The organism is Halomarinibacterium sedimenti (assembly GCF_019312585.1).
Classification (GTDB): domain Bacteria; phylum Bacteroidota; class Bacteroidia; order Flavobacteriales; family Flavobacteriaceae; genus Halomarinibacterium; species Halomarinibacterium sedimenti.
Genome location: NZ_JAHWDP010000004.1, coordinates 65,870 through 80,693, shown reverse-complemented (window position 1 = coordinate 80,693; position 14,824 = coordinate 65,870). Strand labels below are relative to the sequence as shown.

Below are 14,824 nucleotides of genomic sequence, written 5' to 3'. Positions count from 1 at the left end.
AACAAAGTATAAACGCCGATCAATGATAAAATTCTTTCGAAAAATCCGACAAAAATTACTATCTGAAAACAAATTCAACAAGTATTTTCTGTATGCAATTGGTGAAATTTTTCTAGTTGTAATTGGAATATTGATTGCGTTGCAGATTAATAATTGGAATGAAGAAAAAAAGATAAACAAGTCCATTTCGGATCACTTAACTATTTTAAAGCAAAATTTAAATGAAGATCACGTTCAATTAACACAATTGCATCAAAATATGATTGATAATTTTAATTATTCAGATTCATTAATGATGCAAATGAAAACGCTAATTCCAATTGATAAATACACCTCAAAATATTTAGTAAAACTATTGTTAGAATATCAGTTTAGACCAAACACAAATGCTATAGAAACCATGACGCAGTCTAATGAAATTCCATTCTTAAAAACCGAATTACAGACAGCTATTTTAGATTACTATGCATTAATTAAAAGTGCTCAAGAGCGCGAGTATATATCAAACACACAAATTCAGAGTAAATATGAGGTTTATATCAATGAAAACTATCCTGTAATTTTTCAAAAATATAACGAATGGGAATTTTTAAAAAATTACTATAAAGATGATCCAAGACCAATAAGCACTATAAACGAAAAAGATTTCTTGGCAGATAAAACACTAGAATCGTTAATCACCTCACGTTATTTTCAAAGCGTTGCACTCAAAAAGTTTTATTCCGATTTGTTAGTGTCTTCAAGCAATATTTTAAAAATGCTATAACCAATGATAAAATTCTTTCGAAAAATTCGTCAAAAACTACTGTCTGAAAATAAATTCAGCAAGTATTTTCTATATGCTATTGGTGAAATCATCCTTGTGGTTATAGGTATTTTGATTGCCTTGCAAATTAACAACTGGAATGAACGAAGGAAAGAACGTGCGGTGGAAGTTAATTTCCTAAAAAACCTTCGTGCCGATTTGGTAAGTGAAGTTGAAAACAATACCCTCTTTGCAAACTATCGTTTTCAGAAAGCTAAAGCCAGTTCCGATTTAATAAATGGAGCTGAGCCTCAAACTATTGAAGATGTTGAACGATATACTGATACTTACGAACGTGTTTTTATTTGGAACACTTTTGTTCCTAATAACAATACCTATAAGGAATTATTAAGTTCGGGAAACCTTAGTTTTATTAAAAACGATTCCATTAAAAATAGATTATTAGAATTAGACAAAACCTATGTAGCCATTGCGTTGGGCGAAAACCATATGAGAAGAGAATACGAAACATATTTATACGACCCTCATGTTGAAAATATGGTTGCACTTGGGTTTTTTGATATAAAGGAACCCGCTTTTGGGTTTCCAAAAAGACTCACTGCCAAAGATATTGACCCAGCTTTATATAAGAGACTCATTGAAGATGCCAAATGGCAACATCATAACGAGAAATTTAAAAATGGCCTTAGACTTTCCTTTATGAATAATGGTTACTTAGCAGGAATCCACAAAGATTTAGTTCAATACATCGAAAATTTAATTGCTTTAATTGATGAAGAAATTTCAAAAGAATAGAATACAATAACTAACTTTAATAAAACCACCCCATTATGAAAAAACTAACTATTACTTCTCTTATTCTTGCTTTCATTTTTTCCCTTTCAAGCTGTGAACAAAAGGAAAAAGAATTAACCAAAGAAATTGAAAAAGAAGTCACAATTGAACCCGAAAAACCAGAATACTTTTTACTCCGCCCGGAAGTTGAAAAAGCCTACGGATATTCCCACGCTGTTAAAATAGGGAACAGTATTAAAGTTTCTGGCGCTGTAAGTATGGACGATGAAGGTAATCCAACCGCCGTAGGTGATTTAGCACAGCAAATGAAGAATTGTTATTCAGATTTGGATAAAGTATTAAAACATTTTGGGTGCACTTTTGACGATGTGGTAGTAGAAAACATTTTCACCACCAATATGCCTTTGTTCCTTGAAAATGCTGCATACCGCGGTGAGATTTACAAGAACCATTTTCCAACGGGCTCTTGGCTTGGGGTTAAAGAATTGGCAATCCCTGAGTTTATGATTGAAATAGAATTAGAAGTTCATAAATCCAAATAATCACAAAACAATTCTAGCTCTCTTTCATAACAGAATAATCTAATGATTAAATTCTTCAGAAAAATTCGTCAAAACTTGATTTCTCAAGGGAAAACGGCCAAGTACCTAAAATATGCCATTGGCGAGATAGCACTCGTTGTAATTGGTATTCTTATCGCATTACAAATTAACAATTGGAATGAGACAAGAAAAGAAAAAAAGGTCGAAACGGCCATCCTATCTATATTACTTGAAGATTTGAAATCAGCCAAATTTTTTTCTGAAGAATATATAGCGAGTGAGCAATATTACTTAGACATTATTGAAACTGTTCTGCATAAAGATTCAATCAGGGTGGTTCTAGAAGACGATGTAAAAACCACCGAATATTTTAACAAGGCCTTTTGGGATTTTGAAATTCAGGTGCCTGTAATAAACACCTATTCAGATTTAAAAAATGCTGGAAAAATAGCCATCATCAAAAACAATGAAATTCGTGATAGACTTAGTGTTCTAGACGCAAACATTATTAATCTAGATAGACTTATTTTGGATAGAATGAATGTACACCAAATGAGAATTGATGAGATTTGTGTCATAGACGTTAATTTTCTTCAATTACTCAAATTTAAACTGCCCAATTACAATATTACTCTGGGACCCAAGAACGATTATATAGAAATTATGGACAAACCCAAAGTACGAAATTTAATGGGTATAAAGTCTGTACTTACCAATGAAGCTTTGGGATATAGAAAAAATTTACACAATGAGATTGATTCTATAATACACTTGATAGAATCTGAATTAACCGAGGACCGTTCAATTTTAACAAATGATTAAATTCTTCCGAAAAATCCGCCAGAAACTAGTGTCTGAAAATAAATTCAGTAAGTATTTGTTGTATGCTATTGGAGAAATCATCCTCGTGGTGATTGGTATTTTAATTGCGCTGCAGATTAACAATTGGAACGAAATGAGAAAGAACAATGAAATGGAGGCCAATTATATTTCTCGTCTTTTGGATGATTTAACTGAAGAAGAAAATTATTTACAATCTTATATTAATTATAACACGCAAGTAAGCAATAGTGCCAAAAAGGCTATACAATATTTTGAAAGTTATGATAATACCTCCCACAACCCCGAGGAAGGTTTAATAGACCTCTATCAAGCGAGTCAAATTAACGATGCAAGGGCGCCAAACTCAACCTATTTGGAATTAATTGCCTCCGGACAAATAAACTTGCTGCGAAGTGACAGTCTTAAACAATCCATAATCTCCTATTATGAACTTAAGTGGAATGAATCTGTTATTATTAATCTCCCCAACAGATATAGGGAAAACTTAAGAAGTACAATGCCACATGTAATACAGGACATGATAAGGACAAATTGCGGGGACATTTACATTGGTACAAGAAGAAGCATTTCGGTTACTTTACCAGAAAATTGTACTATAGGCCTTGCCCCAAAAAATGCACAATCAGTATTTAACAACTTATTGAATGATCCCCAATTGAAAAAAGACTTAGTATTTTTGATTGGAAATTTAGACTCCAAACTAGCATATGTTAATTACGTCCTATTACAACTTAATTCTGTAAAAGGCCAATTGGAAAATATGACAAAATGATTAAATTCTTCCGAAAAACTCGTCAAAACATTCTCAATGAAGGTAAAACCACCAAATATGTAAAGTATGCAATTGGTGAGATTTTTTTAGTAGTTATAGGAATTTTAATTGCCTTACAAATAAATAATTGGAACGAAACACGAAAGGAACAGAATTTAGAGTTGGCACTGCTTCAAGAAATGCAAGAAAATTTGAAAGCGGATATTTTAGATATGGAAGATAATATTGGTTTCCACGAAAGGTCTAATGAGTCAGCAAATATCATTCTTTCTGCTTTCAAAAATAAAATCCCAGAAAATGATACCTTGTATAAACATTTTGGAAATATCACATTGGCACCTAAGTTTTTGGTGACCATGACGGCATATAATAGTATAAATATGGAAGGCATGAGACTCATTAAAAATGATTCATTGAAAAATGCCATTGTTAGTCATTATCAACGTAATTATGCCTATTTATTGAGCTGGAATGATTCTGAATGGGATATGTTATTTAATGACCAGCAAGATGTATTTCGAAAATACTTTAAGGAATATAATTATGTGGGAGAGGTCATTCCAGAAAATTATGAAGAACTGTCGAATAATTCCTATTATAGAAACTACTTAAATAACAGAATAGGCTTTAATAAAACCTCTATTAGATATTACAAAGCATTTGGAATTAAAAATGCAAGATCACTCATAAAACTAATTGAAGAAGAGCTCCAACATCGAAACTAAGAATTATGATAAAATTCTTTCGCCGTATCCGTCAAAAACTCCTGTCTGAAAATAAATTCAGCAAATATTTGCTTTACGCCATTGGTGAGATCGTATTGGTTGTAATTGGGATATTGATAGCGCTTCAGATTAATAATTGGAATGAAGAAAGGAAACTAAAAACGGAAGAATTAAAAATGCTTCGTAATTTTCGAACTACCATTGCCGGCGATTTAGAGGAAGTAAGGTGGTATGGAAGAGCCTTCGACAGAGCTGATAATTCTATACATATAATTCTTACTCATATGAAAGAGGGCTTACCGTATCACGATTCACTTCGGGGGCATTTTAGAAATAAAACCAGCTTATGGTCTCCAAAAATTGACCAAGAGGTTTTTGAAACCATGACTTCCACCGATTTAAATATTATCTCAAATGACAGCTTAAAAAAAGAACTTATAAGCTATTATTCATTTGCAAAAAGGACTTTTGATGTAAGAATGAATCGATATGCAACAATTATGGAAGATGCTAGCAAAAATATCTTCATAGGTAGATTTAACGAATTTTGGGGCAATTCTTGGGATGATCCAGATTATAAAGAAAACCTGAGTGAGAAAACGATGACGCCTATTGATTATGAAAAACTAAAAAAAGATGATGAGTATCTATATTTTATAAAGAGTTTAAAAAATCAGTTGTTTTGGTATGTCCGCAACCCTCTTTCACAAGCCAAAGAAAAATCGGAAAGACTTATAATGCTCCTCGATGAGGAAATTAAAAAACTTGAAAAATAGTATGATTAAATTCTTCCGAAATATCCGCAAAAACGTACTTAATGAAGGAAAAACTACTAAGTATGCCAAATATGCCATTGGAGAAATCATCCTCGTAGTCATAGGTATTTTGATTGCGCTCTCCATTAATAATTGGAATGAAAAGAGCATCGAAGAGTCGAATGAGTTAAAATATTATAAGAACATAAAGAGACAATTAATAGAAGATAAAAATGCAATTAATGTCAATATTGACTATAACACCCATTATTTAAAGGAATACCAGCAAGCCATAAACATAATTGAGGAAAATGACACAACCCTAGTAGATAGCTTAGTTAGAATTAGTGTAAATTTATTAGAATTTTCAGACTTCCATCGCCAAAGTAATATTTATGAAACGATGGTGAATAGTGGCGAAATTAAGCTCCTAAAAAATCAACAAATTATTGAAGCACTTCAGCAATTAGAAGAGAAGTACATCTATATTAATAAATTGGAAGACACACATTCTCAAGCCGTAATTAAATTTGTGGTTCCAAATATCATAAGCTCCATAAAAGTGCTCAATATGAGAGCTGAAAACATTGAAAAATTATATTCTTTCGAATTTCAAAATCTTTTTGCGCTCGTAGCCGATTTAATGACGGGAAAAAATGAAGCCTACGAGAATATTGTTTTTAGAATTAATAGCATTAACAAATTGCTAGATGATGAAATCGCACGAAAAAATTAGAATACAATTATGATTAAGTTCTTCCGAAACATCCGTAAAAATCTTCTTTCACAAGGAAAAACTGGCAAGTATGTAAAGTACGCTATTGGTGAAATCATCCTTGTGGTCATAGGTATTTTAATTGCACTACAGATTAATAATTTAAACGAACAACGCAAGCAACACAATCAGGAACAGGATTACCTCAGTGCTCTAAAAAGGGAATTTGAAAACAACCTTATAGAAGTAGATCGGGTCATCAAACTAAACGCTTCGCTGCTTAAAAATGCGCTGGAATTATCAACCTACACGGGTCCAGACACTCCAAATATTACTGAGGAAAAGTTTGCAAAATTGTACTTTGGCACTGTGAACGCTGAAGTTCAATATCGGCCAGGCTCTGGGGTCACCAATGAAATTATAAACTCTGGAAAACTCAATATTTTTCAAAACAAAGAATTAAAAAACGCACTCGCCACATTGGACGGTTTACTACTTAAAATTAGATTCCAAGAAAAGGATGAATTATCCTTAATGCGTTACGAATTAATGTTTATGGGTCACGACTATGTGAGTGTACGAAGAATGATTTATGATGCTTATGGAACACAGTTTGGGGTAGACCAGGGCCGATTTTTGGATAGTAATCTTCATCTTTTAAATGATAAAAGATTTGACAATCTCTTAACGGGCTTTATCTATACGTCTGGCTATTTAGAAGGAAGGTATAAAGTCCTTAAAAAACAAATTGAAGAAATTATACAAATCATTGATACCCAAATTGAATAAAGAAAAGTTCGAACGCTTCCTAATAAACTATAAAATCAATTAATAAAACCGATAACCCACTCTAAAATCAAAAAAGTCGGCCACATGACGATGCGCCTTCAAGCTAATTCCACCAAATATCCTTTTAGAAAAATCGTAGGTGAGGACATAGCGTTGATAAACATCATCGTTAATTCGATACTTATTAAAATAATAAACTCCCAATTGTTGGCCAAAAGTCACCCTCCCTAACCAAAATTCATGACCCAGTAATACGGCAGCTTTCAGAAAACTATCGTCACGACCTTCAAGAGCTATTTGTTCTCTTCGGGAATAGTCATAAACCCATTCAGTTCCACCGGTTAGTGCACTTCTTCCAACCATCCAGCGACTGTAGTTAAAAGCAAAACCCAATACATAAAATTTGTCTTTGCCACCCACCGTAGCATTACTCCAACCAGAGAAATGGGTGAAAGACAGCCTGGCTTTATCCTCTGGTGCTTCCCGTTTGCCATTTTGATTAAAATCAGGAAAATTGATGGGAGCTAGACTTTTACTAACCCCTAAACTAAGAGTAGGAAAGTTAAGTCCTTTATTTGGGCTACTTATGCCTCCGTTTGAAAGATGGTTGTACTTAGCAAGTAACCGCAAATTCCAACTATTGCTTAACCTATAGTTAACACCGGCACCCACTAGCAAAGGAAAATTTAGACGTGTACTATATGATAGGTTTAGGGGGTTTTCTTCAACGTCGTAAGGGTGGGTCATGTAAGCAGCACCCAGCCCCATTCTGAAAAAATAATTTAATCGATTTTGGGTTCCGAAATGGGGTTCGGCATAAGCAATCGCCAATAATCCGTGGCCCAACGCATCCGGATTGTCCCAATTCCAATAGGTAAGACTCACTCCTAATTTTGGGAAACAACTACAAAATTCCCAAGCCTTTGGAGAAAGCAACATCTTACCCCAGTCTACCCCCAAAGCATAAGGGTTTGAATTTCCTAGTTCACGTAATGAAGAGGAATGATTTATTAAAAAACCATAATCAATATGCATTTCCAAAACAGAGGGGTTGGTGATTTCATCTTTCGTTTCTATTTGTGCGGTCACAGAATAAATAAAAAACAAAAGTGATATAGTGGAAAAGAATCGAAGCATGGAACAAAAACTAGATTGTAAAACTAAAATAACCTATTTGGTTGAAACCCTTTGCTAAATAATCTCAGTAACATAAAAAAACCTACTTTTAAATTATGAAACTAAATTCAACTTTTGCCCTAGGCATTGTCTTAACGATATACAGTTGTAATAACTCTACTGAATTGCCAGACCCACTTGAGGCAGGTTGGAAAGGACAAGCGGTTTGCGAAGTATTACAAGAAGACCATACCATACGTGTCCTAAAATGCACCTTCGCACCAGGGGTAGGTCACGAACGTCACGAACACGCGCCTCATTTTGGATATACCCTTAAAGGAAGTACCTTTAAAATTACCGACGATACCGGGACGCGTGAAGTAAAGGTTCCTACTGGATACGATTTTTACAAAGCAGAACCCTCAATCCACGAAGTGCAAAATGTTGGTGATAGCACAGCTGTATTTTTAATCGTGGAGCCTAAATAGAAACTTAAAATATTTCTCTTTTTGCCTCTAATGATTTCATTTTCAGTTATTAAAAAAATTTTCTCACTTTTAAATATTGAATCACTTTTTTATTACATTTGCGCGCTTGAAACAGAGCAAGACCCCTCTGTTCAAACCAAATAACAAAAAACAATTTTAAAAATGAAAAAAATAATTTTAGCCCTTACCTCTGTAGCTGTTTTAGCTATCTCATGTGACAACAAGTCTAAAGAATTGGATGAAAAATTCACAAAATTAATGAGCCAAACCGACAGCTTACAAACTGTTTCATCTGAGTTTCAAGCTACTCATGACAAAATCGTGACAATGCACAATTCCATGAAAGAAAAGATGAATACCATGAGCCCTATAGACTCTACCCTAATGGCAACTATGGCAGAACACGAAGTAGTTTTCGCTAGTCAAACTGCGGTATTAGAAGAACAAAAGAAAATGATGGCTGGTTATAGTGAGGTTGCATCTAAATTTGCTACCCTAACAGCGGAGGAGAAAGAAGCGCAAATCAATACCATAATTGAGAACAATGCCAAAATAATTCAAGAAAATGAAAACCTTAAAAGTGGCTACGAAAAAATGATGATGATGCACGAGGAATTAATGGCAAAATTGAACGATACTACTGTAGTAGAAACTCCTGAAAAAAAATAATTAAAGCAGTAAGCTTTATTAAAAAGTAACCCAGGCAAGTCCTGGGTTTTTTATTTGTATTTTTACAAAGCCAAAAAATTGATTATAGATCTACAAAATGCAGGAAGCAGCAAGGCCATTTTTAATTATTGAACCGAAATAATGGAATTCCAACTCGAAAAGGCAATAGAAATTTTGGAACGCACACCTTACGTGATGAAAGAGCTTCTTTTGGGTCTTTCAAAAGATTGGACACAAAGTAACGAGGGTCAAGATACCTGGAGTCCCTACGATGTAATAGGTCACCTAGTACACGGCGAAAAAACCGATTGGATGCCACGCTTAGAAATTGTGTTGAGTGATTCCGAAAATAATACCTTTACCCCTTACGATCGCTTTGCACAATTTGAAATGAGTAAAGGAAAATCTTTGGAAGAATTATTAAGAGAATTTGAAACCCTTCGGAACGAAAATCTCAACACACTGCGCTCCAAAAATCTTTCAGAAAAAGATTTAACCCGAACAGCAATTCATCCTTCCCTTGGAATCATTACGTTAAAAAATATGTTAGCAGCTTGGGTCGTGCACGATTTAGGGCATATCGCCCAAGTAAGCCGTGTCATGGCAAAACAGTATAAAAATGAGATTGGCCCTTGGACACAATATTTAACCATTGTTAAACAGACACCAAAAGAATGAAACTTCCAAAAAACATGGGTAAATTTGATAGAGCGATAAGATTTATCCTTGCAATAATTGCCGTTACACTCTATTTTACAGGAACTGTAGAGGGTTTTTGGGGAATATTGCTACTCCTTTTTGCCATCGCCACTACCTTTACGGGTATTAGTGGTTTTTGTCCGTTATATCCTATTTTTGGGTGGAATACCTGTAGAATCAAAAAATAAGATTCGGGTACCTGGTTGGCTTGACCAGTTAAGGTACCTTTGCAGCCTCAATGGACCTTCGATACCTAGAAGGTGACATACCCGTTTTTTGTTTAAATACTCTATTAAAACTGGCTTTGGATTGAAAGCCGCTATCAAATGCAATTCCAAGAAGGGTATACTTTTCGTTATCACCTCCTTCCAGTCGCTTTTTTACTTCGGCTACTCGATATTCATTAATAAAATTGTAAAAATTTACATGTAAATGCTGATTTAAAAGTTCAGACAATTTCTTTTCCGATATCTCCAATTCTTTGGCAAGGTCTAATAAGCTTAGCGAATCATTGAGATAAATCTTATCCCGTTCCAATAAGGTATATAACTTTTCTTTTAATTGACTTATTTCGGTGTCTGAAAGTGTGTCCAATTGTCGAATTGACTTTTGCAATTTTAAGTGCTCTGCCCTTTCTGAATCATGGCTAGGAGGATTGGGGTGAATTTCAGAAAATAAAAACTCTGGTAGTAAAATATTGGCCTGAAACATTCCCTTATAGCCCAAAAAAGAATAAAATCCAACAAATAAAAAGGCAATTACGGTTCCTATATTCCAGGTAATTATGGGAAAAATTAATTCGTAGATTGAAAATAAGGTATCGAGTATTATTATAGCCATTAACCCTAGAATCAAATATTCGGCCCACTCAAGGTTATCTTTGGTTCTATAGGAATAACTTTCCTTATACACTTTATTGATTCGCTTTACTAATCGAAACGAGAAATAAGCATATATCATAAAATAAATGTTTTCCACAATGTTTATATAGTCGGCCACCAGAAGGTATTTCTCGTGATAAGACCTAAAGGCGCTTGCTCCCAGACTTAGCGCCACTGGCAAGGATACAAAAGCCCAAAAAACATAAAAGGGAATCAAGTGTAAAAAAAGCGAATTCAAAATCTTTTGCTTTTGTTGCACCAAAGATCTTATATAGAAAAAAAGGATAGGTCCCAATAAAAATCCAGCTCCATTGCCAAACAAGATTGCAAGTGCCCCTACAATTCGTAATCTATGCAAATAGCCATAGTAATACAGCAAAAAAAATATAGCGCTAACAAAAAAAACAACCAGAAGTTTTTTGGAAAACTGGGGTTTACTTTTCAAAATAAACACAATAAAAAGGCTTAGGATTACCATCCCGCCTATTAAAACAAAATCTACAAACATGCTCCACTTTTCCATACTGAAAAATAGAACATTATTTGTAGATTTACAATAAGGAATTACCGAATGATCCCCCTATTCTTTTATCAACTTTATTGAATTATTTGTTCCTATTTTTATAAAGTAAATTCCACTTTTAAGGTCTTCAATATCAATACTCTTATCATTTGAAAGAAATCCTGTTTTAAGTTGCTGCCCAAGGACATTAAAAATTGAAAAGTCCAGACCTACAATATTCTCATTGGATAGGATAAAAACAACACTTTTTGCAGGGTTTGGGTAAAATGCTAGATCCCTTTTATTAAATATTGGGGTACCTAAAATTCCCGATGAAACCTTAATTAAATAATTGTCTCTTAAATCTTCTGCAACAACTAGTTCAGAATTTCCTGGCTCTGGATTTATATCTATCTCCAATTGAAAATGAGCTGAAAGGTAAATATTGTCTGCTCCATCAACACCTATTCTATGAGTATCTATAAAGTCTGCACCACCAAATTGAAATGCAGATTCAAAATTTCCATCATTGGACAGTTTTAACAGAAACGCGTCCATTGCATTGGCAGATTCTTTGGTTAAAAAATATTCAACGGTTGGGGATGGGTCGAAATCAACAGTTCCATCAAAGTAACCTGTTGATAATAAATTTCCGTTCGAATCTAAAGCTAGGTCAAAAGAAAAAAACGGGCTTTCTCCTCCCATTTGACGAACCCATAATACATTTCCCGATGGATCGATTTTCATGATGTATCCATTATAGGATACATCTGCCGTAAACACAAAATCTGAATTACCTGAAGTTGGATTAAAGTCTACTATTCCACTAAAATAACCGCTCAAATAAGAGTTGCCAAGGACATCAGCGGTTATAGAATTACTAATAGTTTCCCCCCCATCGGTATAAAAAACTTGTAATAACTCTCCAGCATTTGAAAGATGAATTAAGAACCCCGAAAACTGACCAGAAGAAGTAACCCAATACTCCTCCAAATCACGAGGGTCTAAATCTGCTGTTCCTGCAAAAGAACCCGTAATAAAAAGATCGTCTTGGACTCCCATTTTCATATCTAATCCTAAATCTAAATCAGATCCTCCAAATTGATTTGCACTTATAAATTCCCCATTTTCATCCAACTGAAGGATAAACACATCGGCAGAACCATTTGAAATTAAGGTATAGTCCCCCACTCCTGGGTCAAAATCTGCAGGGTCATAAAAATATCCTAAAACAACTATTTTCCCTGTCGAGTCAATTGCAATGGATGTAGATTCTTCATATCCTACCCCGCCAATACTTTTTGCCCATTCAAACCCCCCAGATTCATTTAATTTTAAAATAAAAATATCTAATCCTCCTGTAGATGTTAAAAAGAATTCGCCAATTCCTGGGTCAAAATCAACGATTCCCTCATACACCCCAGTTACATAAATATTTCCTAGATGATCGGTTGTAATTCCAACTGCATATTCGAAAAATTCTCCGCCAATATTTAACGCCCATAATAAATTTCCTTGTGTGTCATTTTTTTGAACAAAGACATCAAAAAATCCATTGGATGTTAATAAATATTCAACTTCTGGGTCGATGTCAAAGTCTGCAATATCACTGAAATATCCTGTGGTGTAAGAATTTCCTTCATGATCTACATGCATGGCGCGTACCACATCTTCCCCAATACCACCAAAACGACCACCCCATTCAAAACTTTGAGCGATCCCCAATCCAGAAACTAAGAAAACACTCAATAAATTAATGTAATTAATAAACTTCATAGCTAATTTGTTTTATTTAAATAATACTAATCTATGCCTATGCATAATTTTAGGTGCAAAAAAAATAAAACGGTTTGGTTTAGATGTCTTATTGGAAGCAATGAGACCTTTTTATTAGTAGAAATAACAGGAGGTTTGTAACATAGAGGTTTTTAATTATTCCTCTTCTTCATTTTTAGAAAGATATTTTCGCTCCAATTCTGCCTGAAATTCTTCCATAACAGGCTTAACAGTGCTTTCTGGCAAGTCTGCTATACGAATGTACATTAAGCCGTCCACGGCATTATTGAAAAGCGGATCCACATTAAACGCTACCACTTTTGCATTTTGCTTAATATACTTTTTAATAAGTACGGGAAGGCGAAGACTCCCTGGTTCTACCTCATCAATAAGTTTGTCGAACTTGTTTAAATCGGCTTCGGTTTCGTCGAAAATAAAGTCTTTATCCGCATCCTTCAGTTTTACTTTAAATTCCTTTTTAGGATTGATGTATTGTGCTATATAAGGGTCGTAATAATTCGATTTCATAAATTCAATCATCAAACTCTTACTAAATTCAGAAAACTTATTGCTTATACTTACCCCTCCAATTAAAAATTTATGCTCAGGATAACGTAAGGTGGTATGCACAATTCCTTTCCAAAGTAAAAACAAAGGCATGGGACGTTGTTGGTATTCTTTTATAATGAAAGCGCGACCCATCTCAATGGATTTGCTCATCATATCATATAATTCAGGTTCAAAACGAAACAAATCCTGAAGGTAAAACCCGTCTATTCCATATTGTGCAAATATCTTTGACCCTAACCCCATTCTATAGGCTCCTGCAATTTGATTAGTCTCATTATCCCATAAAAACATATGGTGGTAATACGAGTCAAATTTGTCTAAATCTGTAGCTTGATTGGTCCCTTCTCCTACCTCACGAAAAGTAATCTCCCGTAGTCTTCCAATTTCCTGAAGGATATTAGGAATTAACTGTGCCTGCGCTAAAAAGACCTCATAATTTTTACTAACCAATAGGCGCTTATCAGCCAATCGCAGGGTGTCCACTTCCTCTTTCATTGCCTCCATAGGAATAGGTCCTGCTATTTTTTTGGGAGGCTTAGGTATCTTTAGTGTTTTTGGGATATTTTCAAGAAGTGTTTTTTTCTGGAAAGGATTCGCCAGCACATAAGTTTTTTTACGAAGAAACTCTGTAAAAGCCTCCAATGATTCGTGTTCCTTTTGGTCTGCAATGGATATAGGGTTTCCAATTCTTACTTTAATAACACGCTCCTTTTGTGTTAACAGTTCTGAAGGAAGTTTTGCGGTTCGCAAGGTGTCATTCAGTTTTGCTAATCGATAAAAAAGCTTGCTGTTTTTAGCGTGAAAATAGATAGGTACTACGGGAACTTCTGCCTTTTTCACCAATTTCATTGCAGCAACTTCCCAGGGTTTATCTACTAATAATTTGCCATCACGATACGTAGAAACTTCCCCAGCAGGAAAAATACCTAACGAATTCCCCTCTTTAAGATGTTGCAATGCATTTTTAAAACCCGAAAAACTACTTTTTACATCTTTATGACTTTCAAAAGGGTTTACAGGCATGACATAGGGCTTTAAAGGCTCTATTCTATGTAATAAAAAGTTGGCGATTATTTTAAAATCAGGACGATTTTCAACTAATAATTTCAACAATAAAATTCCGTCAATTCCTCCTAAAGGATGGTTGGAAATAGTAATAAAAGGGCCCGTTTTAGGGATTCGCTTTAGGTCTTCTTCAGGAATTTCGAAACGAATCTCAAATTCATCTAAAAGGGCATTAATAAATTCGAGGTCGTTAAGGTGTTTATTGCGATCATAAATCTTGTTCATGGTCGAAATCTTTAAAACCTTCATGAGCAACCACCCAAGCGACGTGCCAATAAAACCGAATTTATCGACCTTTATGGCAGTGGCAACTTCTTTAGCATTTACTAATCCCATGAAACCTTTGTGTTGTGTTA

Annotated in this window: 17 protein-coding genes; 13 read left to right on the top strand and 4 right to left on the bottom strand. The window is 34.4% G+C overall.

What is annotated here, in order from left to right; translation table 11 throughout:
* The first annotated feature begins 22 nt into the window (after positions 1–22).
* From KXJ69_RS10365 to KXJ69_RS10325, 9 genes are read left to right on the top strand one after another with little or no spacing between them, the layout of a single operon-like run.
* A complete protein-coding gene (locus KXJ69_RS10365) occupies positions 23–766 on the top strand; it encodes a DUF6090 family protein (RefSeq protein WP_219053041.1) in 744 nt (247 codons plus the stop codon).
* A 3-nt stretch (positions 767–769) separates the two neighbouring features.
* On the top strand, positions 770–1,561 hold the full coding sequence (locus tag KXJ69_RS10360; RefSeq protein WP_219053040.1) for a DUF6090 family protein: 792 nt from the start codon (positions 770–772) through the stop codon (positions 1,559–1,561).
* A gap of 35 nt (positions 1,562–1,596) precedes the next feature.
* Entirely contained in the window at positions 1,597–2,103 is a 507-nt protein-coding gene (locus KXJ69_RS10355) for a RidA family protein (protein ID WP_219053039.1), read from the top strand.
* Positions 2,104–2,145: 42 nt separating this feature from the next.
* Positions 2,146–2,925: a DUF6090 family protein gene (locus KXJ69_RS10350; protein ID WP_219053038.1), complete on the top strand. Its 780-nt coding sequence runs from the start codon at positions 2,146–2,148 to the stop codon at positions 2,923–2,925.
* Positions 2,918–3,718 carry a DUF6090 family protein gene (locus KXJ69_RS10345; protein ID WP_219053037.1) on the top strand — a complete coding sequence of 267 codons (801 nt, stop codon included), beginning with the start codon at positions 2,918–2,920 and terminating at the stop codon, positions 3,716–3,718. The genes KXJ69_RS10350 and KXJ69_RS10345 overlap by 8 nt, the downstream gene beginning before the upstream one ends.
* Entirely contained in the window at positions 3,715–4,443 is a 729-nt protein-coding gene (locus KXJ69_RS10340) for a DUF6090 family protein (RefSeq protein WP_219053036.1), read from the top strand. Before KXJ69_RS10345 ends, KXJ69_RS10340 begins: the two co-directional genes overlap by 4 nt.
* Positions 4,444–4,448: 5 nt before the next feature.
* A complete protein-coding gene (locus KXJ69_RS10335) occupies positions 4,449–5,219 on the top strand; it encodes a DUF6090 family protein (protein ID WP_219053035.1) in 771 nt (256 codons plus the stop codon).
* A 1-nt stretch (position 5,220) separates the two neighbouring features.
* Complete coding sequence (locus KXJ69_RS10330) at positions 5,221–5,934, top strand: DUF6090 family protein (RefSeq protein WP_219053034.1); 714 nt, start codon at positions 5,221–5,223, stop codon at positions 5,932–5,934.
* Positions 5,935–5,943: 9 nt separating this feature from the next.
* Positions 5,944–6,702, top strand: coding sequence for a DUF6090 family protein (locus KXJ69_RS10325; protein WP_219053033.1), 759 nt, complete (start codon positions 5,944–5,946; stop codon positions 6,700–6,702).
* Positions 6,703–6,741: 39 nt separating this feature from the next.
* On the opposite strand, the gene KXJ69_RS10320 is transcribed toward KXJ69_RS10325, so the two are convergent.
* The gene (locus KXJ69_RS10320; RefSeq protein ID WP_219053032.1) at positions 6,742–7,839 is read right to left on the bottom strand and encodes an acyloxyacyl hydrolase; all 1,098 of its coding nucleotides are present in this window, start codon (positions 7,837–7,839) and stop codon (positions 6,742–6,744) included.
* A gap of 95 nt (positions 7,840–7,934) precedes the next feature.
* Between KXJ69_RS10320 and KXJ69_RS10315 the strand changes: the two genes are divergently transcribed.
* From KXJ69_RS10315 to KXJ69_RS10300, 4 genes are all read left to right on the top strand, one after another.
* Positions 7,935–8,306 (top strand): cupin domain-containing protein, encoded by a 372-nt coding sequence (locus KXJ69_RS10315; protein ID WP_219053031.1) that lies wholly within the window; start codon positions 7,935–7,937, stop codon positions 8,304–8,306.
* Positions 8,307–8,468: 162 nt separating this feature from the next.
* Positions 8,469–8,975: a hypothetical protein gene (locus KXJ69_RS10310; protein ID WP_219053030.1), complete on the top strand. Its 507-nt coding sequence runs from the start codon at positions 8,469–8,471 to the stop codon at positions 8,973–8,975.
* A gap of 141 nt (positions 8,976–9,116) precedes the next feature.
* Complete coding sequence (locus KXJ69_RS10305; protein ID WP_219053029.1) at positions 9,117–9,653, top strand: DinB family protein; 537 nt, start codon at positions 9,117–9,119, stop codon at positions 9,651–9,653.
* Positions 9,650–9,862: a YgaP family membrane protein gene (locus tag KXJ69_RS10300; RefSeq protein WP_219053028.1), complete on the top strand. Its 213-nt coding sequence runs from the start codon at positions 9,650–9,652 to the stop codon at positions 9,860–9,862. The genes KXJ69_RS10305 and KXJ69_RS10300 overlap by 4 nt, the downstream gene beginning before the upstream one ends.
* 28 nt (positions 9,863–9,890) lie before the next feature.
* On the opposite strand, the gene KXJ69_RS10295 is transcribed toward KXJ69_RS10300, so the two are convergent.
* The 3 genes from KXJ69_RS10295 to KXJ69_RS10285 form a co-directional block, all read right to left on the bottom strand.
* A complete protein-coding gene (locus KXJ69_RS10295) occupies positions 9,891–10,793 on the bottom strand; it encodes a helix-turn-helix domain-containing protein (RefSeq protein WP_219053027.1) in 903 nt (300 codons plus the stop codon).
* A 342-nt stretch (positions 10,794–11,135) separates the two neighbouring features.
* Positions 11,136–12,833, bottom strand: coding sequence for a T9SS type A sorting domain-containing protein (locus tag KXJ69_RS10290; RefSeq protein WP_219053026.1), 1,698 nt, complete (start codon positions 12,831–12,833; stop codon positions 11,136–11,138).
* 156 nt (positions 12,834–12,989) lie between these two features.
* The gene (locus KXJ69_RS10285; protein WP_219053025.1) at positions 12,990–14,804 is read right to left on the bottom strand and encodes a GNAT family N-acyltransferase; all 1,815 of its coding nucleotides are present in this window, start codon (positions 14,802–14,804) and stop codon (positions 12,990–12,992) included.
* Positions 14,805–14,824 lie beyond the last annotated feature (20 nt).

Excerpts from the sequence above, each read along its gene's own strand:
- KXJ69_RS10325 (WP_219053033.1), top strand. The coding sequence starts at position 5,944 with ATGATTAAGTTCTTCCGAAACATCCGTAAAAATCTTCTTTCACAAGGA.
- KXJ69_RS10350 (WP_219053038.1), top strand. The coding sequence starts at position 2,146 with ATGATTAAATTCTTCAGAAAAATTCGTCAAAACTTGATTTCTCAAGGG.
- KXJ69_RS10330 (WP_219053034.1), top strand. The coding sequence starts at position 5,221 with ATGATTAAATTCTTCCGAAATATCCGCAAAAACGTACTTAATGAAGGA.
- KXJ69_RS10310 (WP_219053030.1), top strand. The coding sequence starts at position 8,469 with ATGAAAAAAATAATTTTAGCCCTTACCTCTGTAGCTGTTTTAGCTATC.
- KXJ69_RS10355 (WP_219053039.1), top strand. The coding sequence starts at position 1,597 with ATGAAAAAACTAACTATTACTTCTCTTATTCTTGCTTTCATTTTTTCC.
- KXJ69_RS10335 (WP_219053035.1), top strand. The coding sequence starts at position 4,449 with ATGATAAAATTCTTTCGCCGTATCCGTCAAAAACTCCTGTCTGAAAAT.
- KXJ69_RS10305 (WP_219053029.1), top strand. The coding sequence starts at position 9,117 with ATGGAATTCCAACTCGAAAAGGCAATAGAAATTTTGGAACGCACACCT.
- KXJ69_RS10320 (WP_219053032.1), bottom strand. The coding sequence starts at position 7,839 with ATGCTTCGATTCTTTTCCACTATATCACTTTTGTTTTTTATTTATTCT.
- KXJ69_RS10290 (WP_219053026.1), bottom strand. The coding sequence starts at position 12,833 with ATGAAGTTTATTAATTACATTAATTTATTGAGTGTTTTCTTAGTTTCT.
- KXJ69_RS10340 (WP_219053036.1), top strand. The coding sequence starts at position 3,715 with ATGATTAAATTCTTCCGAAAAACTCGTCAAAACATTCTCAATGAAGGT.
- KXJ69_RS10360 (WP_219053040.1), top strand. The coding sequence starts at position 770 with ATGATAAAATTCTTTCGAAAAATTCGTCAAAAACTACTGTCTGAAAAT.
- KXJ69_RS10365 (WP_219053041.1), top strand. The coding sequence starts at position 23 with ATGATAAAATTCTTTCGAAAAATCCGACAAAAATTACTATCTGAAAAC.
- KXJ69_RS10315 (WP_219053031.1), top strand. The coding sequence starts at position 7,935 with ATGAAACTAAATTCAACTTTTGCCCTAGGCATTGTCTTAACGATATAC.
- KXJ69_RS10285 (WP_219053025.1), bottom strand. The coding sequence starts at position 14,804 with ATGGGATTAGTAAATGCTAAAGAAGTTGCCACTGCCATAAAGGTCGAT.
- KXJ69_RS10345 (WP_219053037.1), top strand. The coding sequence starts at position 2,918 with ATGATTAAATTCTTCCGAAAAATCCGCCAGAAACTAGTGTCTGAAAAT.
- KXJ69_RS10300 (WP_219053028.1), top strand. The coding sequence starts at position 9,650 with ATGAAACTTCCAAAAAACATGGGTAAATTTGATAGAGCGATAAGATTT.